This window comes from Janibacter sp. CX7 (genome assembly GCF_024362365.1).
Lineage (GTDB): Bacteria > Actinomycetota > Actinomycetes > Actinomycetales > Dermatophilaceae > Janibacter.
The window spans coordinates 1743835-1769487 of the sequence record NZ_CP101464.1; the positions used below are offsets into that span (position 1 = coordinate 1743835).

At 73.1% G+C, this 25653-nt stretch carries 19 protein-coding genes; 5 read left to right on the plus strand and 14 right to left on the minus strand.

What is annotated here, in order from left to right:
• Positions 1–16: 16 nt before the first annotated feature.
• The 4 genes from NMQ01_RS08545 to NMQ01_RS08560 all read right to left on the minus strand — a co-directional run bounded on the left by NMQ01_RS08545 (position 17) and on the right by NMQ01_RS08560 (position 3384).
• Positions 17–1060, minus strand: coding sequence for a DUF3068 domain-containing protein (locus tag NMQ01_RS08545; RefSeq protein WP_255183524.1), 1044 nt, complete (start codon positions 1058–1060; stop codon positions 17–19).
• A 76-nt stretch (positions 1061–1136) separates the two neighbouring features.
• Complete coding sequence (locus NMQ01_RS08550; RefSeq protein WP_255183525.1) at positions 1137–1706, minus strand: HAD-IIIA family hydrolase; 570 nt, start codon at positions 1704–1706, stop codon at positions 1137–1139.
• 29 nt (positions 1707–1735) lie between these two features.
• On the minus strand, positions 1736–2344 hold the full coding sequence (locus NMQ01_RS08555) for an SIS domain-containing protein (RefSeq protein ID WP_255183526.1): 609 nt from the start codon (positions 2342–2344) through the stop codon (positions 1736–1738).
• Complete coding sequence (locus tag NMQ01_RS08560; RefSeq protein ID WP_255183527.1) at positions 2341–3384, minus strand: GHMP kinase; 1044 nt, start codon at positions 3382–3384, stop codon at positions 2341–2343. Before NMQ01_RS08560 ends, NMQ01_RS08555 begins: the two co-directional genes overlap by 4 nt.
• Positions 3385–3465: 81 nt before the next feature.
• Between NMQ01_RS08560 and NMQ01_RS08565 the strand changes: the two genes are divergently transcribed.
• Positions 3466–4653: an acyltransferase gene (locus tag NMQ01_RS08565; protein WP_255183528.1), complete on the plus strand. Its 1188-nt coding sequence runs from the start codon at positions 3466–3468 to the stop codon at positions 4651–4653.
• On the opposite strand, the gene NMQ01_RS08570 is transcribed toward NMQ01_RS08565, so the two are convergent.
• The 3 genes from NMQ01_RS08570 to NMQ01_RS08580 are packed head-to-tail and all read right to left on the minus strand — an operon-like array spanning position 4544 to position 10108.
• Positions 4544–8578 (minus strand): alpha-(1->3)-arabinofuranosyltransferase family protein, encoded by a 4035-nt coding sequence (locus tag NMQ01_RS08570; RefSeq protein WP_255183529.1) that lies wholly within the window; start codon positions 8576–8578, stop codon positions 4544–4546. The two genes, NMQ01_RS08565 and NMQ01_RS08570, sit on opposite strands and share 110 nt — an antisense overlap.
• Entirely contained in the window at positions 8545–9267 is a 723-nt protein-coding gene (locus NMQ01_RS08575; protein WP_255183530.1) for a class I SAM-dependent methyltransferase, read from the minus strand. The genes NMQ01_RS08570 and NMQ01_RS08575 overlap by 34 nt, the downstream gene beginning before the upstream one ends.
• A gap of 13 nt (positions 9268–9280) precedes the next feature.
• Entirely contained in the window at positions 9281–10108 is an 828-nt protein-coding gene (locus NMQ01_RS08580) for a class I SAM-dependent methyltransferase (RefSeq protein ID WP_255183531.1), read from the minus strand.
• Positions 10109–10207: 99 nt separating this feature from the next.
• Between NMQ01_RS08580 and NMQ01_RS08585 the strand changes: the two genes are divergently transcribed.
• A complete protein-coding gene (locus NMQ01_RS08585; protein WP_255183532.1) occupies positions 10208–11440 on the plus strand; it encodes a glycosyltransferase family 4 protein in 1233 nt (410 codons plus the stop codon).
• Between the two features lie 81 nt (positions 11441–11521).
• Here the strand turns inward: NMQ01_RS08585 and NMQ01_RS08590 are convergent, their stop codons facing one another.
• From NMQ01_RS08590 to NMQ01_RS08610, 5 genes are all read right to left on the minus strand, one after another.
• The gene (locus NMQ01_RS08590; RefSeq protein WP_255183533.1) at positions 11522–11674 is read right to left on the minus strand and encodes a hypothetical protein; all 153 of its coding nucleotides are present in this window, start codon (positions 11672–11674) and stop codon (positions 11522–11524) included.
• 71 nt (positions 11675–11745) lie between these two features.
• The gene (locus NMQ01_RS08595) at positions 11746–13443 is read right to left on the minus strand and encodes a hypothetical protein (RefSeq protein ID WP_255183534.1); all 1698 of its coding nucleotides are present in this window, start codon (positions 13441–13443) and stop codon (positions 11746–11748) included.
• A complete protein-coding gene (locus NMQ01_RS08600; RefSeq protein ID WP_255183535.1) occupies positions 13440–14549 on the minus strand; it encodes a glycosyltransferase family 4 protein in 1110 nt (369 codons plus the stop codon). Before NMQ01_RS08600 ends, NMQ01_RS08595 begins: the two co-directional genes overlap by 4 nt.
• Positions 14546–15397, minus strand: coding sequence for a glycosyltransferase family A protein (locus NMQ01_RS08605; protein ID WP_255183536.1), 852 nt, complete (start codon positions 15395–15397; stop codon positions 14546–14548). Before NMQ01_RS08605 ends, NMQ01_RS08600 begins: the two co-directional genes overlap by 4 nt.
• Positions 15394–19800 carry an alpha-(1->3)-arabinofuranosyltransferase family protein gene (locus tag NMQ01_RS08610; RefSeq protein WP_255183537.1) on the minus strand — a complete coding sequence of 1469 codons (4407 nt, stop codon included), beginning with the start codon at positions 19798–19800 and terminating at the stop codon, positions 15394–15396. Before NMQ01_RS08610 ends, NMQ01_RS08605 begins: the two co-directional genes overlap by 4 nt.
• Positions 19801–19949: 149 nt before the next feature.
• Between NMQ01_RS08610 and NMQ01_RS08615 the strand changes: the two genes are divergently transcribed.
• Entirely contained in the window at positions 19950–21218 is a 1269-nt protein-coding gene (locus NMQ01_RS08615; protein ID WP_255183538.1) for a lipopolysaccharide biosynthesis protein, read from the plus strand.
• A 6-nt stretch (positions 21219–21224) separates the two neighbouring features.
• On the opposite strand, the gene NMQ01_RS08620 is transcribed toward NMQ01_RS08615, so the two are convergent.
• Complete coding sequence (locus tag NMQ01_RS08620; protein WP_255183539.1) at positions 21225–22061, minus strand: class I SAM-dependent methyltransferase; 837 nt, start codon at positions 22059–22061, stop codon at positions 21225–21227.
• Positions 22061–22663: a hypothetical protein gene (locus tag NMQ01_RS08625; RefSeq protein ID WP_255183540.1), complete on the minus strand. Its 603-nt coding sequence runs from the start codon at positions 22661–22663 to the stop codon at positions 22061–22063. The genes NMQ01_RS08620 and NMQ01_RS08625 overlap by 1 nt, the downstream gene beginning before the upstream one ends.
• Positions 22664–22721: 58 nt before the next feature.
• Here NMQ01_RS08625 and NMQ01_RS08630 point away from each other — a divergent pair, with 58 nt between their 5' ends.
• Entirely contained in the window at positions 22722–24662 is a 1941-nt protein-coding gene (locus tag NMQ01_RS08630; protein ID WP_255183541.1) for an acyltransferase family protein, read from the plus strand.
• Positions 24659–25651: a sugar phosphate nucleotidyltransferase gene (locus NMQ01_RS08635; RefSeq protein ID WP_255186347.1), complete on the plus strand. Its 993-nt coding sequence runs from the start codon at positions 24659–24661 to the stop codon at positions 25649–25651. The genes NMQ01_RS08630 and NMQ01_RS08635 overlap by 4 nt, the downstream gene beginning before the upstream one ends.
• Positions 25652–25653 lie beyond the last annotated feature (2 nt).

Genomic DNA, 25653 nt, shown 5'->3' on the forward strand with positions numbered 1-25653 from the left:
ACCAGCGGCGTGGGCGTCAGCCGCCGTGGATGTCGCTGCGGCGAACCGTCGGCTCGTCGGGGTCCGAGGGGCCGAAGACCGGGTCCGGACGGTTGTCGACGTAGGCCGGCTGCTCGTCGAGGTCGCGGCGGCGACCGATGAGGATCGACAGGATGAGGCCGGTGAGCAGGAGCAGCACGCCGAGGATGCCGAAGACGATGGGGAAGGTCGACTTGACCATCCCCAGGAGCGAGGACTTCGACTTGTAGTCCTCGACGTTCTTGTCGACGGTGTCCTTGGTGAACTTCGAGGTCGTCTCGAGAGCCGTCAGCGACTTGCCGTTGTATCGGAACTCCTGGTGCTGCTCCTCGACGCGGTCGATGACCACACCGGTGACCGGGTCCACCCAGAAGGTGCGCTTGTTGGAGTAGTAGCGGTCCGCGTTGACGGCACCGGAGCTGGCGGGCCCGCCGAAGAGGTTGCCGGGCAGCTCACGCGTGGCGTACTTGGTCTCGGGGACCTCCTGGGTGAACTTGTAGACGTTCATCCCCTGCAGGTCCTCCTCACCCTCGAAGGTGACCGGGAAGGACTTGCCGACGGTGCTGTCCCACCACTTGTAGGAGCCGTCCTTCTTCGTGTCGAAGGGGAACTTCACGAGCAGGCCGTCGCGCTTGACCTCCTCGCCGTTCTTGGACTCGCCGCAGCAGTTGACGGCCTCGCCGGTGTGGCGGTCGAAGACGTAGACCTCGGTGCTGCCGTCCATCGGGATGTTGTCGCCGTTGTTGTCGCTGATCTGACCGCTGTTCCACACGGCCAGGTCGCGCCCGGACTCCTCGGAGGCGTTCTCGGCCGCCTGCGGGTCACCGATGATGCGCGCGGTCGTCGTCAGCTCGCCCTCGGCGGGCTTGACGTTGTCGGCGTCGAAGAACTTCGCGTCGGGGTCCTGCACGATCTGCGTCGTGTTCTGGTCGTTCGGGACCACCGCGAGCTTGGGATATGCATAGAACCGGAAGAGCAGCCCCATGGTGAGAATGAATGCGCCGACGCCCATGATGATCGCCGGCAACAGGTACTTGCGCACGAGTTGACCCTCCTTGGCCCTATGAAACTTACCGGACAGTAGCACTTTGACAGCGTCGCAGCAGCCGGTCGACAGCCTAGGGGACGTGGCCTTCACCACGTCGCACGCCGCCCGCGGCCCGGCGCGCCCCGGAGGGCGGCGCGAGGAGCGCGACGACGTCCGCGAGATCGCGCTTCGTCGTGACCCGCTCGGTCCGCATCCCGAGACCCCGCGCCGGCGCCAGGTCGCTCGGCATGTCACCGACCATGACGCACCGCTCGGGGTGGGCCCACGGGGCCGCCGCGAGGGCCGCGCGGAAGAGACCGTCGAGCGGCTTGCGGCAGGAGCAGACACCCGTGTCGTGCGGGCAGACGGCGATCGCGTCGACGCGTCCGCCCTCGGCGGCCAGCGCGTGAGAGAGACGCTCGTGGACCGCCTCGAGGTCGCTGCGGTCCATGAGCCCCCGGGCCACACCCCGCTGGTTGGTCACCAGGACGGTCCGGCAGCCGGCCGCCGTGAGCGCCCCGACCGCCGCGGCCGCGCCCGGCAGCAGACGCAGCTCGTCGGGCCGCGTGACGTAGCCGTCGGGGATGCGCACGTTGATCGTGCCGTCACGGTCGAGCAGGACGAGGTCGAAGGGAGCGCCCTCCCCCGGCGGGTCGAGCACCGGCGGTCCGAACCACCACGGCTGGGGGGTCAGCGGGGCCCCTGCATCGACAGGTCGACCGCCTCGCACCACGCGTGCGCCCAGAGCATGTGGACCTCCTGGATGCGTGGCGTCTCGTCGCTGGGCACGACGAGCAGGTGGTCGGCGAGGTGCCCCTGCCCCGCGCCCTTCGCGCCGGTCATGAGGATCGTGCGCAGGCCGCGGGCCCGCGCCTCCTCCAGGGCCGCGACGACGTTGGGGCTCGTACCGGAGGTGGACATCGCGAGCAGGACGTCGCCCGGGCGGCCGAAGGCCTGCACGCCACGCAGGAAGACCTGGTCGAAGCCGTAGTCGTTGCCGATCGCGGTGAGCGAGGAGTGCGACTCGGCGAGGCTGATCGACGGCAGCGGGTGCCGGTCGTGGATGCACTTGCCGAGGAACTCCGCGGCGACGTGGCTGGCGATCGCGGCCGACCCGCCGTTGCCGGCGACGAGGAGGGTGCCCCCCGCAGCGAGGGCGTCGACGACCTCGCGCCCGGCAGCCTCGACGGCCTGACGCACCCCGGGTGCCGAGATCTCGCTGGCCAACCGGGCCCACGCCGCGATCCCCGCGTCGAGCTGCTGGGTGACGAGCGCGTGGCCCCCCTGCGTCGCTGTCATTGCTGGCCCTTCCAGGTCGTGACGCCGTGCTTGGTGAAGGTGAACTCGGAGACCGTCAGGCCCAGGCGGATCAGCTCGTCGGCGACGAGGTGGCGCTTCTCGAACTCGCAGATGAAGATCATGTGCCCGCCGCCACCGGCCCCGGTGACCTTGCCACCGAGGGCGCCGTGCGCGAGCGCGCTCTCGACCGCGTCGGCGATGAGCGGCGTGGTGATCCGCGAGGACATCCGCTGCTTCTCCTGCCAGGCCTGGCCGAGGAGGTGACCGATCTCGTCGACCCGGCCGCGCAGCAGCGCCACCCGCATCGCGTCGGCGAGGTCTCGCTGCGCCCGCAGCCCGGCGATCGCGTCCGCGTTGCCCGTCTCGTAGCGGGAGACCTGGTCCTGGATGATGTGGTCGCTCACGCGGGTGCGTCCGGTGTAGGCGAGCAGCATGTTGTGCTCGAGCTCGTGGACGGTGTCCGGCCGCACCCGCAGCGGGTTGACGACGACCTGCCCGTCGGTGCGGAACTCCATGAAGTTGAAGCCGCCGAAGGCCGCCGCGTACTGGTCCTGGTAGCCGCCCGGGATCGCCAGGTCGTCGCGCTCGAGCCGGTACGCCAGCTCGGCGGTCTCGTGCGGGCCGAGGTCGAGGCCGCAGTGCCGGGCCACGAGCTGGATGACCGCGACCATGACCGCGCTCGAGCTGCCGAGGCCGGACCCGGGCGGGGCATTGGTGTGCAGGAAAAGGTCGAAGCCGTCGGAGGCCATGGCCCCGTCGAGCGCCATGATCCGGGCGATCGCGGCCTTGGGCAGGTCGAGCTCGCCGCCCAGCTCGAAGGGGGTGCCGACGTCGTAGCCGATGCTCGTGCCGTAGTCGTGCGACTCGACGGTGATGTGCCCGTCGGTGCGCGGCCGCAGCGTCGCGTAGGCATAGCTGCCGATCGTGGCGCTGAGGACCGCGCCGCCCTCGCGCTCGGTGAAGGGTGCGACGTCGGTGCCGCCGCCGGCGAAGCTCACCCGCAGGGGTGCGCGGGCGCGCAGCACGGGACGGAGCGTCATCCGAGGTCCTCTCGAGCAGGCAGAATGGGCGATCGTTACCGAATGGTAGGTGAAGGCATCGACACACGACAGGCTCCCCCGGTGAGCGGCACGTCACGCCTGCTCGGCCTCGACCTGCTCCGAGCGGTCGCGGCCTGGCTCGTCCTGCTCTCGCACGTCGCCTTCTGGACCGGCGCCGGCGAGCAGGGTGTGGTCGGCGGCCTCGCCGTGCGCGGTGAGCTCGGCGTGGCGGTCTTCTTCGCCCTCTCCGCCTTCCTGCTGTCGACCCCCTTCGTCCGACGTGCGCTCGGCGAGGAGGTCGACTGGTCGGCGCGGCGCTACCTCGTGCGGCGGGCGGCGCGCATCTACCCCGGGTACCTCCTCGCGCTCGTCGCCGTGGTCGCCGTCGCGATCTGGCTCGGCGGAGCCGCCGCGAGCGCCTTCGACCTGCCGACCGTCCTCGTGCACCTCGTCGTCGGGCAGGGCTGGACGGGGCGGACCTTCCAGTCCTTCACCCAGACGTGGAGCCTGACGAGCGAGCTGACCTTCTACCTCGCACTGCCCCTCGTCGCCGCCGTGATCGCGCCCGTGGTGCGCGGCGCCGCCCCCGCGACGGTCGCCCGTCGGCTCCTGGCGGTCTGCGCCGGCATCGCGGTCGCCGGGCTCGTGCTCCAGACGCTTGCCGCGGTGCCGGACGGCCGGTGGGGCGGCATCCTCGCGACGAGCGCGGCCGGTCACGCCGCGTGGTTTGCCATCGGCGCCGCGGTCTCGGTCGTCGTGCAGGCGGAGCGGGCCGGGGTCGTGGTCACCCCGCGCCCGTGGCTCGAAGCCGTGCGGACCAGCCCGGGCACCCTCGTGCTCCTCGCCGCGGTGCTGTGGCTGGTCTCCTCGACGCCGGTCGCCGGACCCCGCGGGATCGAGCACTCCTCGCCCGCGCAGGCACTCGCGGCGGAGCTGCTCTACGGGCTCGTCGCCGGGTGCCTCCTGCTGGCGGGCACGACCCGAGGGCTCGCGGAGACGATCACCGGCTCACCGGTGGCCGGAGCCGCCCGGTGGCTCGGCGACATCTCCTACGGGGTCTTCCTGTGGCACGTGCTCGTGCTGCAGGTGACCTTCGCCCTGCTCGACCTGCGGCTCTTCGCGGCGCCCTTCGCCGCGACGCTGCTGCTCGTGACGGTCGTCAGCGTGGGTCTGGCGCACCTGTCGTGGTCCCTGCTGGAGCGTCCGGTGCTGCGTCGCGCGCACCGGACGACGGACGCACCAGCGCCGCAGCCAGCACCCCGAGCGTGACCGCGCCGAGGACCTGCGAGACGAGCGAGCCCGCCGACTGACGCTCGGCGACCCCGAGAACGGCCAGGGCGATACCCGCAGCACCGAGGACGAGGGCCACCGCCGTCGCTCGACGACGCACCGGCAGCACGGCGCCCACCGCACCGGCGAGCAGCCCCCACCAGCCGGCGACGAGCAGCCCGACGAGCGCGCCGAGCAGCACCCCGAGGACGAAGGGGGCCACCCCCGCCTCCGCGTCGGCGGCGACGTCACCCAGCTCGGTGTCCACGTCTGCGTCCACGTCACGCACCGTGGCGTGGACGACTGCGGCCTCCCCGTCGGCGGTGGTCACCGCACCGGAGCGACGCCGCAACCACACCTCGAGCGCCCCCCAGAGCACGAGCAGGCCGGCGAGCAGGGCACCGATGCCCAGGGCCAGCCGGTGGTGGCCGTTGGGGACGAAGTCGACCGTGACCCCGACCGCTCCCCCGGCAGGGACGACGAAGGCCTGGCGCCATCCGTCGACGGTCACCGGCTCGAGGATGCTCCCGTCCTCGGTCGTCGCCCGCCAGCCCGCGTTGGCCCCCTGCGAGAGCACGAGCAGTCCCTCCCCGCCCCGGCCGACGTCGACCTGCCAGCGGCCGGTGTGCTCACGGGTGCTCGTCACGGTGCGGTCGGGCTCGGCGGCGGCGCGCTGCCAGCCCTGCGGCGTGAGGGTGACCATCTCGGGCACGAGCGGTCCGGCCGCGGCCGCGGTGACCGTGCCGCTGCCGGCCGGCAGGTTCCCGCACGACGTCGCCGGCACGGCGGCCCCGGAGACGAGCGCGGAGCGCGAGGCCGTGAGAGCCAGACCGATGCGACCGCTGTCGCGCCCGACGGCCCCGGCCTCGCTGCACTCGAGCGACACCCGCGACGCCGGGCCCGGCACGCCCTCGACGGTCACCTCGGGGCCCGACCACGCGGCCTGGGTCCGCGGCCGCGCGAAGGTCAGCGTGAGGTGTCGGGTGCTCTGCTGCGGGATCGTCAGGGTCGTGCCGCTCGGCAGCACGTAGCGCTCGTCGTCCGTCGCGACGGTCACGGGACCGGCGGCCCGGTCGAGGGTGATCGTGCTGACCGCTTGCTCCTGCCCGAGGTCGATGTCGAGCACGGGCTCCGCACCGGGTGCCGGGCGCCAGCGGGTGGCGGGGTCCCCGTCGACGGCCGCGACGGGCCACCGGGTGAGGTCACGCGCCGCCTCGGCCGTCGCCGGCTGGGTGCTGCCGACGAGGCTCCACGGGGCCGTGACGAGGTCCTGCGCGTCGTCGCCCGGGCGCAGCCGGACCGTCGTCGAGATGCTCGACTCCGGCAGGTCGCCGACCTCACGGACGAGGTCCTGCGGGTCCTCCCCCGCCGCGAGGTCGGCGCCCGCCCGCGGGTCCCGGGTGATGAGCACCGGCCCGTCGCCGGCGGGCACGGTCAGCCCGGTCTCGATGCGCGGGCCGTCCTCGAGCTGCACCTCGCGGATGCCGAGTGGTGCCTGCGCGGCGGCCTCGGACGCCCGCGTGAGCTCGAGGGTGACCGTCCGGCGTTCGCGCCCGTCGAGCGGGATGCGCCAGGTCGTCGTGGAGCCGACCCGCACCCCGTCGCTGCCGTCGACCTCGACGGCAGCGAGACCGGCGAGGTCGCCGCCCCATGCCTCGTGGACGAGCAGGGCCGTCGGTCGCGCCCCCGGCGCCAGGGTGAGGGTCACCCGCTGGGTCCGGGCACCGTCGCCGCTCACCCACGCGGTGCGCGGGTCGCCGTCGACCATCGATGCGGGCCCGTCGCCGGCGCTGCGCCATTGCCGGGCGAAGGGGTCGGCTGCGCTCGACGAGACCGCCACCCGGGTGATGCCGTCGTGGAAGCGCGTCGTGCGTCCCCGCTCCTGCCCACCGGGCTCGAGGTCGCGCGTGCCGAGGAGCTCGGGCCAGAGGTTGTCCGCCGCCAGGGTCGGGCTGTGCCCGGCGGCCGGCGGGCGGCCGGAGTTGAGCGCCTGCCAACGCAGCGTGTCGGTGCGCACGTCGGCGGACCCCCCGGCCGTCGTCGTGACCGCTGCGGGGTCGAGCAGCCCGGTGGCGACGAGCGCGAACCACGCCTCCGGCGCCCCGGCCACGCCCACGACGCCGCCCTGCGGCACGACGGACACCGGCGTTGCCGGCACGTCGAGGCGCCAGATGCTCACCTCCTCCGAGCCGTCACCACGCGACCAGACCCGGGTCAGGCCGGGTGATGCCGCGAGGGTGGCGGCGACGCTCGGGGAGTCGACGGCCCCCACGTCGGGGTCGAGACCACCCCGCACGACGACTCGCGAGATGCCGAGCCGGCGCAGTCCCGTCGCCAGCTGCGGCTGGCGCCTGCCGGTGGCCACGAGCTCGTCCACCTCGTCGAGCACGCGGGTGGCTGCGGGGTGACCGAGCGGCGCGGCGGCACGGGCCAGCACCGGCGACGCGGCGAGCGCCCCGAGGGGTTCGTCCGTCACCCGACCCCACGTGTAGTCCGCGGTGCGAGCGCCCGGCAGCACGAGGGTCGTCCCGCCGTCGCTGGCAGCCATCGTGTCGACCTCGCTCGCCGCGGCGCGCCAGGTCTGCGGCACGTCGGTCGGCGCCCAGGCATCTCCGACGCGGCCGGCCCACACGGGGGCGAGCGAGCCGACGAGGGCGAGGACCGTCGCCACGACGACGAGCTGTCGGACGAAGGGGGTGGCCCCCCGCTCCACGCGCGTCGCCCAGTGCGCGAGCAGCCCCACCCCGATCGCGACGGGCAGCCGGACCAGGAGGTCGGCCTTGTGGACGTTGCGGAAGGGCGCCAGCGGTCCGTCGAGCCACCGCTGCACGATCTCCGCGAGCGGGCCGGAGGCCGAGCCGGACCGTCCGACTGCCATGGCGACGACCCCGAGGAGGACGAGTGCCAGGGCCCACCGGGTGAGGTGCGCGTCCTCGCGCTCGGGGCGCCGCCGCACGAGCCCGGCGAGCCCCAGGCCGGCGAGCACCGACGTCGCGATGATCGCGTCGACGGACTGGGCGAGGACCCAGCCGGACTGCCAGGTCGGGTGCTCCCCCGCCGTGAGGATGTAGGCGATCCAGTGGTTGGCGCCGCGCAGCACATTGGTCACCGAGGCCACGGCGGTCGTCGTCGAGGCGACCTCGATGTGGTCGAGGAAAGGGTAGGAGTAGCGGCCGAGCACGAGCAGCGGCCCGAGCCACCACGCAGCCCCCGCTGCCGCACCCAGGCACCACCACGCGAGCGCGCGCACGCGGCGCCGCCCGGCGGGAGCGAGCAGCAGCCACATGGCTGCCGGCACGAGCGCGACGAGCGAGACGGTCGCGTTGACCCCGCCGAGGCAGGCGGCGAGCAGCCCGGTGACCACGGCCATCCGACGCCGGTCACCGGCCGTCGTTCCGGGGGCGACCCCCTTCGCCGCCACGAGGAGCAACCACGGCGCGACCGCCTGCGGCCAGACCTCGACGGAGATCTCCGACAGGACGGTCAGTACCCGGGGCGACAGGGCGAAGGCGCCGCCGACGAGCAGCGCGGGGATCGTCGGCAGGCCCGCGAGACGCCGGGCCACCCGCTCCGCACCGACGAAGCCGACGACGAGCAGAAGCGTCCACCACACCCGCTGGACGGCCCAGCCGGGTGCGCCGACCGCGTCGCCGAGCAGGAAGACCGGCCCCATCGGGAAGAGGTAGCCGTAGGCCTGGTTCTGCAGCTCACCGATGCCGGTGTGGTCGTTCCACGCCCACAGGGCACGGCCGAGGTAGCGGGCCGGGGAGAGCACGAGGTCGGTCTTGGTGTCCGGCTGGAGCGTGCCCGGCGCGACGAGCCAGGGCAGGACGGCGACGAGCAGGGTCGCGGCGAGGCGCTGGATGCGTGACCTGACCGCCTCGACCGCGGTCATCGGCGACGCAGGACGAGCAGGAGGTTCCACGTGACGACCTCGCGCAGACCCGGCACCCGCAGGAGGGCGGCGCAGCCGTCGGGCAGATACCGCGGCCGGGCCACGAGAACCTGGGCGTCCGCCCCCTTCGCCCAGTCCAGGCCCTGGCGCACGCTCACCCGATGGAGGGTCTCGCCGACGCGGTTCTTGGGCAGGTGCCCGTGCTTGCGCTCGTAGCGGCGGATCGCCCGCTCGCCGCCGAGCCAGTGCCACGGGGAGGTCTCGTGCCCACCCCACGGGGAGAGCCAGTTGGTGTACGACAGCAGGACGACACCACCGCGCCGGGTCACGCGCAGCATCTCGTCGGCCACGGCCTCCGGGTCCGGCACGTGCTCCCACATGTTGCTCGAGAAGACGACGTCGACGCTGCCGTCGGCCAGGGGCAGGCGCAGGGCGTCGCCGACGACTCCCCCGTCACGCACCGACGCGACCGAGGCATCGTGGTCGACCGGGACGTAGCGCGCGCCCTCGGCACGGAAGGCGCGGGCGAACTCGCTCGGCCCGGCGCCGACGTCGAGGACGGTGCGGCCGGCGAGGTCGGTGTGCTCACGCAGCAGGGCGATCGAGTCGCTCGCGAGGGTCGAGTAGAAGACCTCCGGCTGCGTCTGCTCGAGGAGGAAGGCGCGGAAGAGGCGGACCGACCGGCGCAGCCCACGGCGCTGCATCGGGGCGGGGGTCATCGGCACCCCACCATCATGGACGACGCGCCAGAAGCTGCAGCGTGGGACGGCTGCGCGGTGCCACGACCCGCTGGCCGATGACGAGGGGCACGCTGGCCACCGCCGCCGCGAGCACGGACCTCGAGCCGAGGACACCTCGCGGGCGCTCGCCGGGGCGCACCGCCCGAGCGAGGCTCGCGGCGTCGACGCTCAGGCTGTCGAGCAGCAGACGGCGCACCTCGATGTCGACGAAGCCGGCCCGCTCAGCCGCCCGCGCCAGCGAGTCGGCGGTGAAGAAGCGGATGTGCGTCGGGTCCTCGAGCATCCACCAGGCGGCCCCGTAGCGGTCGACACCGCTGCTGTCGCCGGCGGGCGTGATGAAGCTCGCCCGTCCGCCGGGGCGCAGCAGCTCCAGCGACGAGCGCAGCGCGGCGTGCGGGTCGGTGACGTGCTCGAGCACGTGGATGCCGTAGACGAGGTCCTGCTCGCCGGGCAGGTCGGTGACGTCCTCGATGCCGCCGGTGCGCAGGTCGCCCTGCGCCCGCACGAGCTCGTCGACGTCGATGCCGAGCTGGTCCGGGTCGACGCCGGCGACCTGTGCCCCGTCGTCGAGGAAGCGGCGCAGCATCGAGCCCGCGCCGAAGCCCACCTCGAAGACCCGGCTCGGCACGCCGTCGCGCACGAGCTCGCGGTAGGTCAGGTCGAGCCGGATGCGGTCGAGGGTCGGCTCGCCGCCGTAGGCGAGGTCGCGGTGGTGCGCCGGGCAGCGCTCGAGGTCGCGCTCGAGGTGGCCGCAGCGCTCGCAGCGCTCGACGACGCAACCTCCGCGCAGCGCCTGCCCGCGCACGGGAGCGCCGCACATCTCACACCGGCGATCGGGGCCTACGCCTACCGTTGGGTAACTCACGGCGTTAGCCTATCCGTCGGCCCGTGACACCCACGTGGCCGGCAAGGAGCGATGATGACCCAGAGCACGACCACCCCGACGCAGCGGCTGCGGGTGCTCTACCTGTCCTGGCGTGACCGCGAGAACCCCGAGGCGGGTGGCGCCGAGACCTTCACCGAGCGCACCTCCGAGGTGCTCACCCAGCAGGGTCACGAGGTGACGATCTTCACCGCCGCCTTCGCCGGGTCGAGCCCGCGCACTCGGCACGGTGACGTCGACGTCGTGCGTCGCGGGTCGAAGTTCAGCGTCTACCTCCACGGCATGTGGCACGTGCTGCGCCACCGCGACGACTACGACGTCATCCTCGACGTGCAGAACGGCGTGCCCTTCTGGGCCCCGCTCGTCGCCGGCCGCACCCCGGTCGTCAACATCGTCCACCACGTCCACCGGGACCAGTGGGCCGCGGTCTTCGGGGCCAAGGTCGCCCACCTGGGGTGGTTCCTCGAGTCCCGGGTCGCCCCCTTCGTCTATCGGCGCAGCCGCTACGTCACGGTCTCCAAGTCCACCCGCAGCGAGCTCGAGGACCTCGGCGTCGACCCCGGCCGCGTCGACCTCGTCTACTCCGGCAACGACCGCCCCTCCGACCTCGACGGTTATGCCCGGCTCGAGCGCACCGAGGTGCCGACGATGCTCTTCCTCGGGCGGCTCGTGCCCCACAAGCACGTCGAGCAGGCCGTCGACATCCTCGCCTCGCGGGCGATGACCCACCCCGACCTCGAGCTGCACGTCGTCGGCGGCGGCTACTGGGAGGACGCCATCGCCGAGCACGCGCGTGCCCGCGGCGTCGCCGACCGGGTCCACCTGCACGGCTTCGTCGAGGAGAGCCGCAAGCACGAGCTGCTCGCCCGCGCCTGGGTCGTCGTCATGCCCTCGCACAAGGAGGGCTGGGGCCTGACGATCGTCGAGGCCGGCCTGCACGGCACGCCCGCCGTCGCCTACGAGTTCGCCGGCGGCCCGAGCGAGTCGATCGTCCACGGCCGCACCGGCCTGCTCGCCGACTCGGTCAGCGAGTTCGAGGACCACGTCATCCGCCTCGTCGACGACCACGCGCTGCGCCGCGAGCTCGGCCGCACCGCACGGCTCTACGCGAGTTCCTTCGACTGGGGGCGCACCGGCCGACGTCTGGAGTCAGTGATCCGCTCCGTGCTCGGTCTCGCCGACCGCTACCAGGACGACGTCATCGACCTCGACGCCCTCATCTCCTCCCGCCCCGAGGGCACGGCGCGCCTGGCGGCCGTCGCCTCCTGAGCCTCCGGCCCACCCCGGGCACGACGAAGGGGGCGTCCGCTCGACCGAGCGGACGCCCCCTTCGTCGTGGGGCGGGGTGCCTCAGCTGTTGTAGTTGATGACCTGCTGGTTCTCCTGCGGCATCGACTGACCGTTCTGCACCTGGACGATGCCGAAGATGGCCAGGGCCGCGAGGAGTGCGCCGAGCACGGTGCCGCCGACGTTGTAGGCGACCTTCTTGGAGCCGGTGTTCACTTCGAAGTCCTCCGTTGGCGGTGTGTAGTTCGCAGGCCACTCTATACCGGGCGGTCACTTGAGGCGAGTCGTCACGGTGTCGCGCGGGTCTCATGTCGGAGAGCGACCAGGGCGAGCGCCAGCGAACCGATGACGGCGGCCGCGGTGCCGGCCAGGCCGAGCCACCGGGCGGGGTCGGCCGGCGCCCGCGAGGTCGTCACCGGCCCGAGGTCGTGGACCTCGAGGTCGCCGACGGTGCGCGACGGGGTGCCCGCGAGGTCGGGGAGGCTGCCCTCCGGTACCGGCTGGTCGGTGGCGACGACGACCCACCGCACGCCGTGGCGGCGCAGGACGGCGGTGACGTCCCTCCCTTCGGCCAGGGCGGAGGCCACGGCGCTCGCGGCGGGGTCCTCCCCCGCGACGACGCGATCCCGCAGCGGCAGCCGGTCGTCCGCGACGACCTCCTGCGGCAGGAGCCGGTTCCACGGGTCGAGCACGACGCGGTCGTCGTCCCAGGCATACCGGCGATAGGTCGACCACGGGAAGACGGCCACGGGGTCGCCGCTCTCGCTCAGCTCCCGGCTCACCGTGAGCACGTCGTCGGGGTAGTCGACGCTGCCCCAGGCACCGGAGTGCCCCCACGCGAGCGAGGGCAGGGTGGCGACCGGCCACAGCACGGCCACCACGGTGACGACACCGGGCAGGCCACGCTCCCGGAGTCGGTCGACGACGACGGCGGACGCGAGGGTGAGCAGCAGCACCCACAGCACCGCGAACTTCTGCCCGTCACGCAGCAGTCCCCCGCCGGGAACGGTGGTGACGACCCACTCGAGGAGCGTGCGGCCGCCGGGCAGCGCCGCCAGCGCCGCGACGGCGAGACCGACGAGCCCGGCGAGGCTCGCACCCCGGGTACGTGGGTCACGCCACCAGCCCGGGCTGCGCCCCGCGACGACGAGCACGAGGACGACGGCGAGCAGCGCCACGACGGCGACCGGCCAGGTCGTGCGCTCGACGAACCACGTCCGGTCGTTCCACAGCCCACCGCCGAGGAGAAGCGAGCCGAGGACACCGAGGGGCGTGTCGGCGCCGGCCGCGAAGGCGCTCGCCCCACCGGGGTCGGCGGCCCGCGACGAAGCCCGCAGGAAGGGCCACCACCACGCGGCATTGGCGAGCAGCGCCGTCACGACGACGACAGAGAGGTCGCGCACGACGAGGCGAAGGGGGCCACCCCCGACCGCGACGACGGTGACGGCGAGCAGGGTGGCCAGCACGCCGGGGGTCGAGCCACCGAGCGAGGCGAGGGTGAGGGCGAGGACGAGACCGGCCTGGCTGCGGAGGTCGCCGCGCCGCCGGCTCGCGGCCGCAAGCACCCACGGCAGGAGCGCGGCGCCAAGGACGTACCCCCAGTGACCGATGCCCAGGCGCTCGCCGAGCCAGGGGTTCCACGACCACAGCAGTGCCGCCGCGACGGCCCCGGGGACGGTGCGCGCCAGCCGCCCGGCGCCGGCCCCGCCGACGACGAAGGCGAGCAGGAGCAGCACCTTCTGCACGAGCCACCCCGGGAGCACGAGGCCGAGCAGGGCGACGACGAGGTCGTTGGGCACCGCCCGCGGCACGCTGCCATCGGTGCCGAGGGTGCGCGGCGACAGCGGCAGGTCGGGGACGAAGACGAGGTCGTAGTGGAGCGTGTAGCCGGGCGCGAGGGCCGGCCCGAGGACGACGAGCCCCGCGAGGGCACCGGTGAGCGCCCCGACGACGCCGGGGCGCGCGAGCCCTCGTCGATCGCTCACCGTGAGTGCAGCGCCTCGATCTCGGCGAAGGCCTCGCCCATCGCGACGCACTGGGTCGCCAGGTCGTGGTGGGTCAGGACGTGCTCCCGGTTGGCCGTGCCGACCTCGGCCCGGTGGGCGGGGTCACGCAGGAATCCCGCGAGCGCATCGGCAAGGGCCTCGACGTCGTCGTCGACGAGCGCGTTGAGCGCCTGCACCGCCTCGTCGTTGGTCCCGCACCGGGTCGTCACGACGGGCAGCCCGCAGGCCTGGGCCTCCAGGTAGGCCAGGCCCAGCTGCTCGGTCCACTTCCACGTCGGGCGGGGTGCGGTGGCGAAGACCGCGGCCGAGCGCATGAGGTCGGCGACGCCGGCCGTGTCGAGCGACCCGACGAGCTCGACGCCGGAGCCGGGGCGTGCCGCCGCCTCGCGCACGAGCGGCTCGAGGTGGCCGCGGCCGGCGACCTTGAGCCGGGCCTCGGGGATCTCGCGGCGCACGATCGACATGGCGTCGAGGAGGCGGTCGATGCCCTTGTTGTCCGCGAGCGGCGAGGCGAAGACGACGACGGGGTCCTCGACCGGCCGGTCCGCGGGGTGGAAGAGCTCGGTGTCGACCCCGGGCTTGACGACCCGGATCAGCTCGTCGTCGAAGTCGTTGGCCAGCAGGTGGTCGCGTGCTGCGTCGACCATGCACAGCAGGAGGTCGGCGTCCCGGCAGGAGTTGAGCGCCTGACGGTAGGGCGGCACCTTGTAGAGCGGCTGGTCGGGCAGGTTCTCCCACGTGATGACCGCCTGGAGCGGACGGGCCGCTCCCCCGCGGCGAGCCCGCCGGCGCCAGCGGGACGCCTGTCCGGTGACGAGGGAGCACAGCTCGAGGGAGGTCACCCAGTCGTACTCGCCGGCCGGCTGCTCGTCGAGGCCGCGCACCCAGGCGAGGGCCCCGGCCTCGATGAAGCGCTTGATCGGCCGGCGGTAGGTGCTCGGGATCCAGTCGATGTCACCCACGGGCTCCTGCTGGGCCATGGCCCGCACGCGGGTGCCGGGCATCCGCGACATCCAGTAGAGCTCGCGCCGGGCTCGCTGGTCGGGCAGCGAGACCCAGAGCATGCGGCGCAGGGCCTCGCTCACGACGCCGCCCGGTCCCGCCGGTCGCGTCGACCGCGACGGGCGCCGAGGGCATAGCCCCCGGCCTCCATCGCGCGCAGGGCGACCATGCCGGCGGCGTGCACCGGGTCCTGCAGCAGGCGACGGTGGTTGCGCACGTAGGAGCGCAGCACGGCCTTGCCCTGGGCACCGACGGCGCCCTCGTGCTCCTGCGCGAAGGCGGGGATGCTGCGCCCGTAGTAGTAGCGCTTGCCCATGACGTCGCGGACGGTGAGGCGCCCCTCGTCGTGGTCGACGATGATCGGGGCCAGCTCGATGCCCGCGCCGGTCGCGCGCATCTTCATCCGCAGGTCGGCGTCCTCGGGACCGGACATGTCGGTATGGAAGGCGCCCTCGCCGAGGAGGTACTCGCGCCGGACGAGGCGGGGGTTGTGCAGCCACGGGTCGTCGAGATAGCACTCGCGCTCCAGGGCCCGGCAGGCGGTCCAGAAGCCCTCGCCGATGGTGCGCTCGGGCAGGGCGATGCCCGTCGCGCCGGTCGCCCGGGCGGTCTCGAGGGCCAGCGCGATGGTCCGGGGCGGCAGGATCATGTCGCTGTCGAGCCAGAGGACCCACTCGCCGCGCGCCGCCTCGATGCCGGTGTTGCGCTGCGCGGAGCGCTCCGGCCCGGCCGTGATCACCCGGTCGGCGAGGCGCTCGGCGACCTGCGGGGTGCCGTCGGTGCTGTGGTTGTCGACGACGATGAGCTCGACGTCGGGGTGGCTCTGCTCGACGACCGAGCGCAGGCAGGCCTCGATCGTGCGGATGTTGTTGCGGGTCGGGACGACGACGGTGACGGACTCCGTCGTCTCCTCCGGCTGACGGTCGGTCACGGGTCGATCTCCTCCGGTGGGTCAGGGCGCAGATAGGTGCCGATGATGGCGAGCACGAGGCCGGCGCCGGCGATGTGGTGCGGGACGAGGGCCGAGCGCACCGAGTCGGCGCTCACCGACCCGAGCGTGCCGTCGACCCAGGCCAGCTGGGCGACGAAGGCCAGGGCGGCGAGCACGAGCAGGCCGGCCCCCAGCGCGATGAGCCGCCCGGGGCGAGGGCCCCACCGGCGCACGAGCACGAGGGCGAGCACCGCGGCGAGGGCGCCGCCGAGCCCGGCGAAGACGCCCGCGACGAGCACGACGGAGGCTTCGAGGCCGAGGCGACGACGACCGGTGCGTTCCGCAAGGGCCGTGCCCAGCCCGCGGAAGGGCAGGCCCGCGCGAGGTGCCGGGGCCTCCCCTTCGTCGACGGCGGTGGACGAAGGGGGCAGGGCAGCCGTGGCCGTCCGGGTCGGGGCGACGACGAGGTCGAGCTCGTCCGCCCACTCGTCGTCGGGGTCGGTGGTGGCGGTCCGGGTGGCCTGCGGGGCGTCCGCCGGCCGCGCGTCGCTGTCGACCTGCGCCGCGGGCGTCTCCCACTCGTCCTCACGGCCGGCGCGGACCTCGCCGATGCGGCGACGGGCGAGCGGGAGGAAGAAGATGACGAGGGCGGCGAGCAGCCCGAGACCGGACAGGACGAGACCGATGTCGGCGCGGGTCTGCGGGCCGTAGCGCACGGTGATCTGCTGTGCCTCGCGGCTGTCGACGTACCACCCGGCGGCGTAGCCGTCGACGACCACGGGGGCGCCGAGGTCGGTGCCGTCGGCGAGGGTGGCCTTCCACCGAGGGTCCTGCCCCTGGCCGATGGACAGGAAGTAGGGCCCGGTAGACGGGCCGACGTCGACGGTCATCGACGACGACACCGCGCTGCGGTGCACCTCGACGACGGGGGCTGGGACCGCCTCGGCCGCATCGCGCTGGCGGTCCTCGAGCGAGAGGCCGTCGACCTGCACGCCGTCGACGGGCCGCACCCGGTGCTCCCCCCAGGGGACGTCGAGGTTCCCGCAGCCGACCCAGCTGGTCGCCGGGCCGGAGGGGCCGTTGATGAGCTCGGGGTCCTCGGGTCGCATCCGCACGGGCTCGCCGTCGAGCGTGGCGACGGTCGTGCAGGGCCGCGACTGCGGGCCCCGGTCGATCGTGGCCCCGGTGTCGATCGTCGTGAAGCGCGGCGGCCGCTCGCCGTCGGAGTCGTCGGACTCGTCGATGCGCAGCCGCACGGTGCGCCCGCTCGTGCCGGCGGGCAGCTCGATCGTCGAGGTGCCGCGGCCGAGCTCTCCCTCGGCGACCTCTTCGCCGTCGACGAGCACGGTGGCCCGCGTCGCCCAGGCGGTGTCGCCCTCGTCTCCGGGCCCGCGCTCCTGGGTGACCGTGACCTGCGGGATCTCCCGGCGAGGGCCGGTCATCTGCCACCACGACTCGGTCATCTCGCCGCCCGGCACCCACGCGGTCCGGTCCGAGTCGTCGGCGGCCTGGGAGGCGCGGTTGGCCAGGGAGTCGAAGTAGGTGTAGCTCGAGCGCGCGCGATAGGTCGTGTCCAGACCCGAGAGCTCGTCGGCGAGCTCCTCGCGGTTGCCCTCGACCCGCACCCGTCCGCTCGTGGCGAAGGTGCGGTCGTCGGGCAGCGTGAAGTCGCGGCGCAGCCCCTGCTCGGCGTCGTCGGCCGTGTCGTCGGTGTTGGTGACCCGGGTGAGGAAGACGTCGAGGGGCGTCTGCGCGAAGGTCGAGCGTTCCGTCGACGACAGCTCGCCGTAGAGGTCGGTCAGGGTGCTCGGCAGCCGGGTCGTGCGCGTGGCGACGAGGTCCGGGTCGCCGAGGTCGATCTCCGAGACACCGACGAGGCTAAACCCCTCGCCGCGCAGGTCGCCGACGGTCAGCGTGATCGTGTCGGTGTGGGCACCCTCGAGGTCGACCTTCGCCACGCCGTCCTCGTCGACCTTCGCCGTCGTGCGGGTGTCGCCGGCGCGCACGTCGAGGTCGGCGATGCGCACGTCGCCGAGCGCGGTCGTGTCGACGGTCATCGTGTCCAGGGTGCGTGCCCGCGGGAGCTTCAGCGTCAGGGTCGTGCCGGGTGCGCGTCGGAAGTCACCGAAGAGCCACGAGGTCGACGGGTCTCCGTCGATGGCATTCTCGGCGACCCCGTGGGGCAGGTCGAAGAAGGCACCACCGGTCGAGGAGGCCTTGACCCGCACCCCCTCGCGCACGAGGGTGCTCTGGTCGTCGGCATTGCCGAGGGCCCGGGTGACGCCGGGGTCCTCGTCGGCCGCGAGCACGGCACCCTGGCCGGAGCGCAGCCGGTTGGTGATCGCCGAGCGGCGCTGGTTGGTGTCGGTGAGGACCATGCGGGAGTCAGCGGCGATGAGCCGTCGCAGCTGGTCGGGGGTGACGTCCTGCGCGTAGCGGATCGCCGGCGACTCCTCGAGCAGGCCGGCCCGGTCCATCGCCGGGACCGACCAACCGTCGCCCGCGACGACGAGGGTTCCGCTCGCGGGGGTCGCCCGCACGGCGGCGCGCGAGTCACGCACGCCGTAGAGCTGCAGCGGCGAGAGCACCGCCTCCTCCTGCGACTGCGGCGGCACCGAGCGGGTGAACATGTTGTGCCCCGGCTCGCCGTAGTTGCCGAGGCCACGCAGCCCGGGGTCACCGGCGAGCGCACGCGCGGTCTCGGCCGGGCGGGCGCCGCCGTCGCCCTCCCACTCGACGTCGTGCCGCAGCAGGACCTGGTCGGCCCCCAGGTAGCGGGCGAAGGGAGAGACGTCACGGCTGCCGGAGACTCCGGACTGCAACGTGTCGTCGAGGGCGGCGAGGAAGTTGCCGCCACTGGCCGAGGTGTTGGGCAGCGTCTCGGGGATCACCGCGTCTCGCGTGAAGAGCGAGTTGGGCAGGTCGTCCGGTCGCTCGAGGCTCCACCGGTAGCTCGATCGCGTCTGGCCCGGCAGGAGGAGCACGCGCTTGTCCGGGTCCCCCTTGTCGACCTCCTTGGCAGCCTGCCGCCAGTAGTCAGGGACGTCGAGGGGCGAGACGTAGAGGTTGCCGGTGACGGCCGGGGCGACGAGGGCGACGACCACGGCGGCGCCCGCAGCGCCGACGACGGGTGCGGCGATGCGGCCGCGCAGCAGCCGCGGCAGGGCGTGCACCAGCGCCCAGCCGATGACGAGGGCGAAGGCGAGGGCGAGCCCCGCGCCGATCTTGTTGGTCGTGCGGAAGGCGACGAGCGGGCCGACGTGCTCCAGCACCAGACGCAGCAGCCAGGAGAAGGGCGACCCGCCGTTGCCCCCGGGGTACAGGCCGACCATGATCACGGCGGCGATGCCCGCCCCGGCGGCCGCCAGCCGGGCGAGCCTGGCCGGCACCACCCGCAGCGAGAGCATGGCGGCAGCCGGCCACAGCATCGTCAGCAGGATGATGACGCCGCTCGTGAAGTAGACGGCGTACTGGGGCAGCCAGGGCCCGGCGTCGGAAGAGCCGTAGTAGGACCAGAGCCCGAGGCCGCGCAGCACCTCGACGAAGGAGCTCGTCCGGGCGATGCCGTCGAGGGACTCGGAGCTCTCGGCGATCTGCCCACCGGTGCCGCTCGCGGCAGCGCCCGGGATGAGCCAGTAGAGCGAGACGACGACGACGAAGAGCGCGCACTTGGCCAGGGCGGTGACGATCTCGCGCATCGTCAGGCCGCGCTCGGCCCGCACGAAGAAGATGAGCGGCACGATGAGCAGCAGCTGGAAGACGGGCACGACGCCGACGTTCATCCCGCTCATGCCGAAGAAGACCAGCCCGACCGCTGCCGGCCAGGCCCAGCCCGAGGGCTCGCGCAGGGACCGGGTGACGGCGACGAGCAGCCAGGGCAGCAGCGCCATCGGCAGGGCGATCGCCAGGGTGCCACCGGCGGCCACCGCGTAGGGGTTGGCGATGTACGCGGCACCGGCGACGAGACCGGCCCAGACTCCGGCGCGGGGCACGAGGGTGCGCAGCAGCCGGTTGGCACCCCAGGCGGCCAGCGCCCAGAGGATCAGGTGGTAGACCTTGAAGGCCATCTCGGCGTCGAGGCCGATCGCGCGCAGCAGCGCGGTGACGACGAGCACCGGGACGAGGCCGACGTTGAAGTTGGGCGAGCCCAGGTAGGGCGAGGAGGTCCACGCGGACAGGTAGCGCGGCAGCATCTCCCCCGGCGCGAGGTAGACCTCGGGCTTGATGTCGGTCTGGAAGACGCCCCAGCTGTTGGCGAAGACGACGACGCCGAGGAGCACGAGGAGCAGCAGCGCGACGGCGCGTGAGGTGCCGAAGCGGGCCAGCCAGGAGGCCGATCGCGGGCTTCGCGAGGGGCGCCTGCGGGTCGAGCGGGCACGAGGGAACCGGAACCGGCTGCGCACCGGGACGCCTCCTCTCGTCGTCGTCAGGATGACGCACCTGCAGCACGCCGGACCCGGCCGATCCTAACCGACGGACACCCACGCGCTACCGGGGCGTAACATCGTGGCGGTCACATCCGACCCCTTCGTCCACGACCGTCAGGAGCACCATGCCCACGCGTGCTCGACGTGTCCTGCCCTTCGCCGGGCTGACGCTCGGGGTGGCCATGGGGCTGGCCAATGTCATGAGCTACGTCTTCGTGGCGCTCGTCTCCTCGACGCTCGGGCCGGCCGACTTCGGTGGCTTCTCCGCGCTCAACACCTACGGCGTGCTGCTCGCGATGCCGGCTGGTGCCTTCCAGGTCGTCGTCGCCCGACGCCAGACCACGACCGACCGTGAGATCGGCTCGCAGGTGACCGGACTCCTCCCGGCGCTGGCCGTCGGCTGCACCCTCGCTGCCGCCACGATCGCCGTCTCGCCCCTCATCCGCGACGGGCTGCGGCTCGACAGCGCGTGGTCGGTCGTGTGGATGGCGCTCATGCTGCCCCCGATGACCGTCACCGGCGCGCTGCAGGGAGTGCTCCTCGGACGCGAGTCCTACGGGCGGCTCTCGACGGTCTACCTCGTCACCGCCGGGACCCGGGTGGTCGCCGCCCTCGCCGCCACCGGGCTCGACTTCACGGTGGTCGAGGTCTTCGCGTCGATCTTCACCGCGTCGCTCGTGACCCTCGTCGTGGCCCTGGTCCTCACCCGTGCCGACCTGACGACCGGCCGGGCCGCACCGCGCCCGCTCGTGCTCCTCGCCGACCTCGTCCGCAGCAACATCGCCCTCGCCGGCCTCATGGCCCTGTCCAGCCTCGACGTCGTCCTGGCCCGCTCCGTCCTCGGCGACCACGACAGCGGCGCCTACGCGCTGGCCGCGCTCTTCGGCAAGGTCGTCTTCTGGGGCACCCAGTTCGTCGCGCTCGCCGTCGTGCCGTCGGTGGCGGGGGCGGACGAAGGGGGGCACGTGCGGGCCACCCTGCACCGCTCCGCCGCAGGAGTGCTCGCCATCGGCCTCGTCGTGGCACTTGGCTGCGCCGTCCTGCCGGGGCCGCTCGTCGCGATCACCGGAGGCAACGCCTTCGTCGACGCGGAGCCGCTGCTCGTGTGGTTCGCCCTCATCGGGACGTTGTGGGCGGTCATCCAGGTCTGGCTCTTCGCCGGGATGAGCCGCGACGACCACGTCATGACCCTCGTCGTGTGGGTGGCCGCGGGCGTGCAGAGCGCCCTCGTGCTGCTGTGGCTGCACGACTCCCCCGCCCAGGTGCTGACGGCCGTCGGCGGCACGGCAGCGGTCGTCGCCCTCGTCGGGCTGCTGCGCGTGCCGGGCGACGAGGTGACGCCGGGCCCCGGGTCGGCCGAGACGAGCGAGGCGCTCGGCCTGACCCGGGAGTGAGCGCCGTCAGTCGATGGAGCTGGCCTTCTTCGACGGGTAGAGCTTCTTGGCGAGCGGGATGAGCTCGGGGAAGCGGTGGATCGCCTTCCACGCGGCCTTCTGCCCCGGCCCGAGCGACGCGAGGTAGGCCAGCCGACGCCAACGCACGTCCCACGGCTCCTGCGCACCGCGGGCGGTGGCCTCGTCGCGGCGAAAGCTCAGTGCGTGCAGGCCGTTGGCCCAGCGCGGGTCGTTGTTGGACGCAGCATCCCAGCGGCGTTCGATGCGCCACTGCGGGTGCGCCGCGACGAAGGCGTCGTGGGCGTCGGTCACCATCGGGTAGGTCGCATCGTCGACGAGGACGACCGCCTCGTCCGCGAGCCAGGGCTCGATGATGCCGAGGGCCAGGTAGTGCGACAGGCCGGTGTGCTCGCCGTCGTAGAAGTAGACGCCGACCGGACGGTCGATCACCCCGGGGCGGTGCAGCAGGGAGAAGCAGTTGCCCTCGAGCAGGCGCACGTCGACGTCGCGGGCGTGCGTCGCGAGGTTGCGGTCGAGCTCCTCGCGGGCCTCCTGCCCCTGCATGCCGAACTCGAGGTAGTTCTCCACCACGTAGAAGGTCTTGCCGGAGATGCCCTGCACGGCGGCGGACATCGAGCGGCCCTTGTAGCTGCCGACCTCGAGGTAGCACTCGTCCTCGGGCAGCGCCCGGGCCGCGGCGTTGAGCACCGCCAGCTCGTTGACGGCGGTGTAGCCGTTGACCGTCTCGGCGATGTGCGCGAAGACCGGGTCGACGGGGTCGCTGGTCTGCGGGTCACCGTCGAAGGAGCGCTCGACCTCGGTGAGGAAGTCCTCGACCCGCATCAGCGCCAGCCGTCCGAGGACCAGTCGTCGTCCCGGCGCCGGCTGCGCGAGTCCAGGTCGAGATCGTCGTCACGCCGGCTGCGGCGCACGTCCTCGCGTCGCGAGGAGCGGGTCTCGTCGAGATCGAGGTCGCGCTCGGCACGCGTGTCGGTGGTGTCCCGGTCCTCGTCGGGCTCCCGACGCTCCCGGCGGGCACCGCGCAGCTCGCCCTCACCCCGACGACGGTCCCCGTCGTCGGAACGCAGGTCGATGTCGTCACCACGGCGGCGGCGCGGACGCTCGTCGTCCCACTCGTCCTCGTCGTCCCGACGCTGACCACGAAGGAGCCACCCCGCACCCAGGCCCACGAGGGCCACGCCGGAGAGGCCCGAGTAGATCGCCTTGTTGCGGGCAGCCTTCTCCGGCTGGGCGCAGACGTTGTCGGCGTCGGTGTTGGGCGAGCTGGGCGAACCACACTTGAAGATGCCCTGGTCACCACCGGTCACGAGGGTCACCGGACTGGTGTAGAAGAAGATCGCCGCGAAGATCAGCGGGATGCCGAGGATGATGGCCAGGGGCGCGAACTGCCGCGTGGGCGAGGTCGCCTCGGTGTGGTCGGTCATGGCCGTCATATTACCCACGAGTTGGGTCATAATGGGCCGCCCCCTTCGGAAGCAGGACATGTCCAGAGCAACGCAGCACGCCTCCCTGCCCTACCGCCCCGCCATCGACGGTCTGCGGGCCCTGGCGGTGGTGTCCGTCATCGCCTATCACGTCTACCCGCGGTCGGCTCCGGGCGGCTGGTTCGGGGTCGACATCTTCTTCGTCATCTCCGGCTTCCTCATCACCTCGCTGCTCCTCGCGCAGTACCGCGGCAACCGCGGTCGCATCGACCTCGTCGACTTCTGGCTGGCCCGCGCACGACGCCTGCTGCCCGCGCTCTTCCTCGTCCTCACCGCGGTCCTCGTCGCGGCCGCCTTCCTCACCCTCCCGGGGCGTCGGGGCAGCGTGGCCGGCGACGTGCTGGCCACGATCTTCTACGTCGCCAACTGGCGCTTCGTCTTCGGTGACGAGGCCTACTTCGGGCAGGTGGCCTCCCCTTCGCCGCTGCGGCACGCCTGGTCACTGGCGGTCGAGGAGCAGTTCTACATCGTCTACCCGCTGCTGCTCGTCGTCCTGCTGGCCATGCTCCGGCGCCGCGCCACGCTCGCCTGGGTGCTCGCCGGCCTCGCGGCCGCCTCGGCCCTGCTCATGGCGGTCCTGCACCACCCGGGGCTCGAGCCGAGCCGGGTCTACTACGGGACCGACACCCGGGTCCACCAGCTGCTCGTCGGTGCGGCTGTCGCGGCCTTCATCAGCGGCGGGCCGGGCGCCGTCCCACGCGACCTCGTGCGGACCGTCGACATGTGGTGCCGCCGTCTGGCGATGCCGGCCTTGCTCGTCGTGGTGTCCACCTTCTGGTGGGCCGACCGCGCGCAGAGCGTGATCCTCGAGGGGCTGGCCGTCCCGCTCTCGCTGCTCATCACCGTCGTCCTCGTCGCCGCCACGAGCCCCGTCGGCTCCATCACCCAACGCGTGCTCGCGCTCGAGCCGCTGCGCCGGATCGGCATGATCTCCTACGGCCTCTACCTGTGGCACTGGCCGATCGTCGTCTTCCTCAACGACCAGGTGCTGCCCCTGCCGACGGCGGCGATTGTCGCCATCCAGGTCCTGCTCACGGTCCTGCTGTCCTGGTTGTCCTACCGCTTCGTCGAGCGGCCGGTGCGCCGCAAGGGGGTGGCCGCACTCATCCCCCGCGTCCCCCGGGTGAGCCGGATCGTGTGCTGGGCCAGCGCACCGCTGCTCGTCGTCGGCGCCCTCGCCCTCCCGGCCGCGTCACGGGCCGTCTCACCGACGCTGCAGGCCTCGGGCGATGTCGCAGTCGACAAGCCCCAGTACCGGCCCGCCCCCCGCATCACAGAGGTCGCACTCATCGGCAACTCTGTGCCGGAGAGCCTCATCACCACTGCCCGGTCGTCCGATCAGCCGGACCTCCGACTGATCGACCAGACCCACATCGGTTGCGACCCCCTCCCCGCGCAGAAGATCATCAATGGGCAACGCCAGCCCCAGGCCCCGGGATGCGACGAGTGGCGGGCGACCTGGCAGGAGCCCGGAGCCGAGCAGGACGCAGACGTCGTCCTCTACTTCGTCGCCCACACCCTGGTCACCGATCGAATGGTCGACAACAAGAGGGTCGTCGTCGGCACCCCGACGTGGGATGCGCTCATCGAGGACAACCTGGACGCGGCACTGTCTGCGTCCGGCAAGGGGAAGTTCGCCATCGTCAACCTCGCCTGCCACTCGATGCCCACCTTCAACAACGAAGAGCTGGAGCGGGTCAACGACATCCGCTACGTCAAGATCGTGAACCGCACCGTGACCGCCTGGGCAGACAAGCACGACGTCCCGGTCATCGACCAGTACTCCCTGCTCTGCGCCGGCGACAAGATGCACGACACGGTCAACGGCGTCCCGCTCTACGAGGACTCGATCCACTTCACGAGCGAGTCCGGTCCGATCTTCTGGCGCTGGCTGGCCCCGCAGGTGCAGGCGATCGCCCGCGGCGAGGACCCGTCCTGACCGGCGTCGCCGCGGTCGTCCTCGCCGGTGGCGTGGGCAGTCGGATGCACCCGCTGACGGCCGACTGCCCCAAACCTCTGCTGCCCGTCGGCCCGTGGACCCTCGTCGAGCACCAGCTGAGCGCCCTCGAGCGGGCAGGCATCCGCCGGGTCGTGCTGTCCACGGGCTACCGCCACGAGGACTTCCTCCCGCTCGTCGAGCGCTGCCGGGCGAAGGGGGTGGACCTCACGATGGTCGTGGAGGAGACCCCGCTCGGCACGGGTGGCGGTCTGCGGGAGGCCCTGCGCCGGTTGCCCGACGCCGACACGGTCGTCGTGCTCAACGGTGACCTGCTGAGCGGCCACGACATCGCTGCCCAGGTCGAGGGGCTGGTGGACTCCCCTTCGCACGTCGTCGCCTCGGTCCACGTGCGGGACGTCGAGGACGCACGTCCCTACGGCAGCGTCGTCGTCGGTCCCGACGGGATCGTCACGGCCTTCGTCGAGAAGTCACCCACCCCACCGTCGCTCACGGTCAACGCCGGCACCTATGTCGTGCGCCCCTCGCTGCTGACCCACCTGCCCGACTCGGGGTCGGCCTCGGTCGAGCGCGACGCCTTCCCCGCCCTGGCAGCGCAGGGCGCGCTCGTCGCGCACCGGGAGGACGCCTACTTCCTCGACGTCGGGACACCGGCAGCGCTCGTCACCGCGACCCGCGACCTGCTGCTCGACCCCTGGCCCGGAGCCGCCCCGACACCGCTCGGCGAGGCGCTCGTCCTCGACGGCGCGGAGGTCTCCCCCACGGCCGCACTCCTCGGCGGCTCGGTCGTGCACCCGGGGGCGGTCGTCGGCGACGGAGCGCGGCTCGACGCGGCAATCGTCCTCGAGGGTGGTCAGGTCGGTGCCGGCGCGCGGGTCACCCGCAGCGTCGTCGGTCGGCGGGCTCGCATCGGTGCGGGCACGACCCTGACCGACGCCGCCCTCGGCTCCGACGAGGTCGCCGGCGCCTGAGC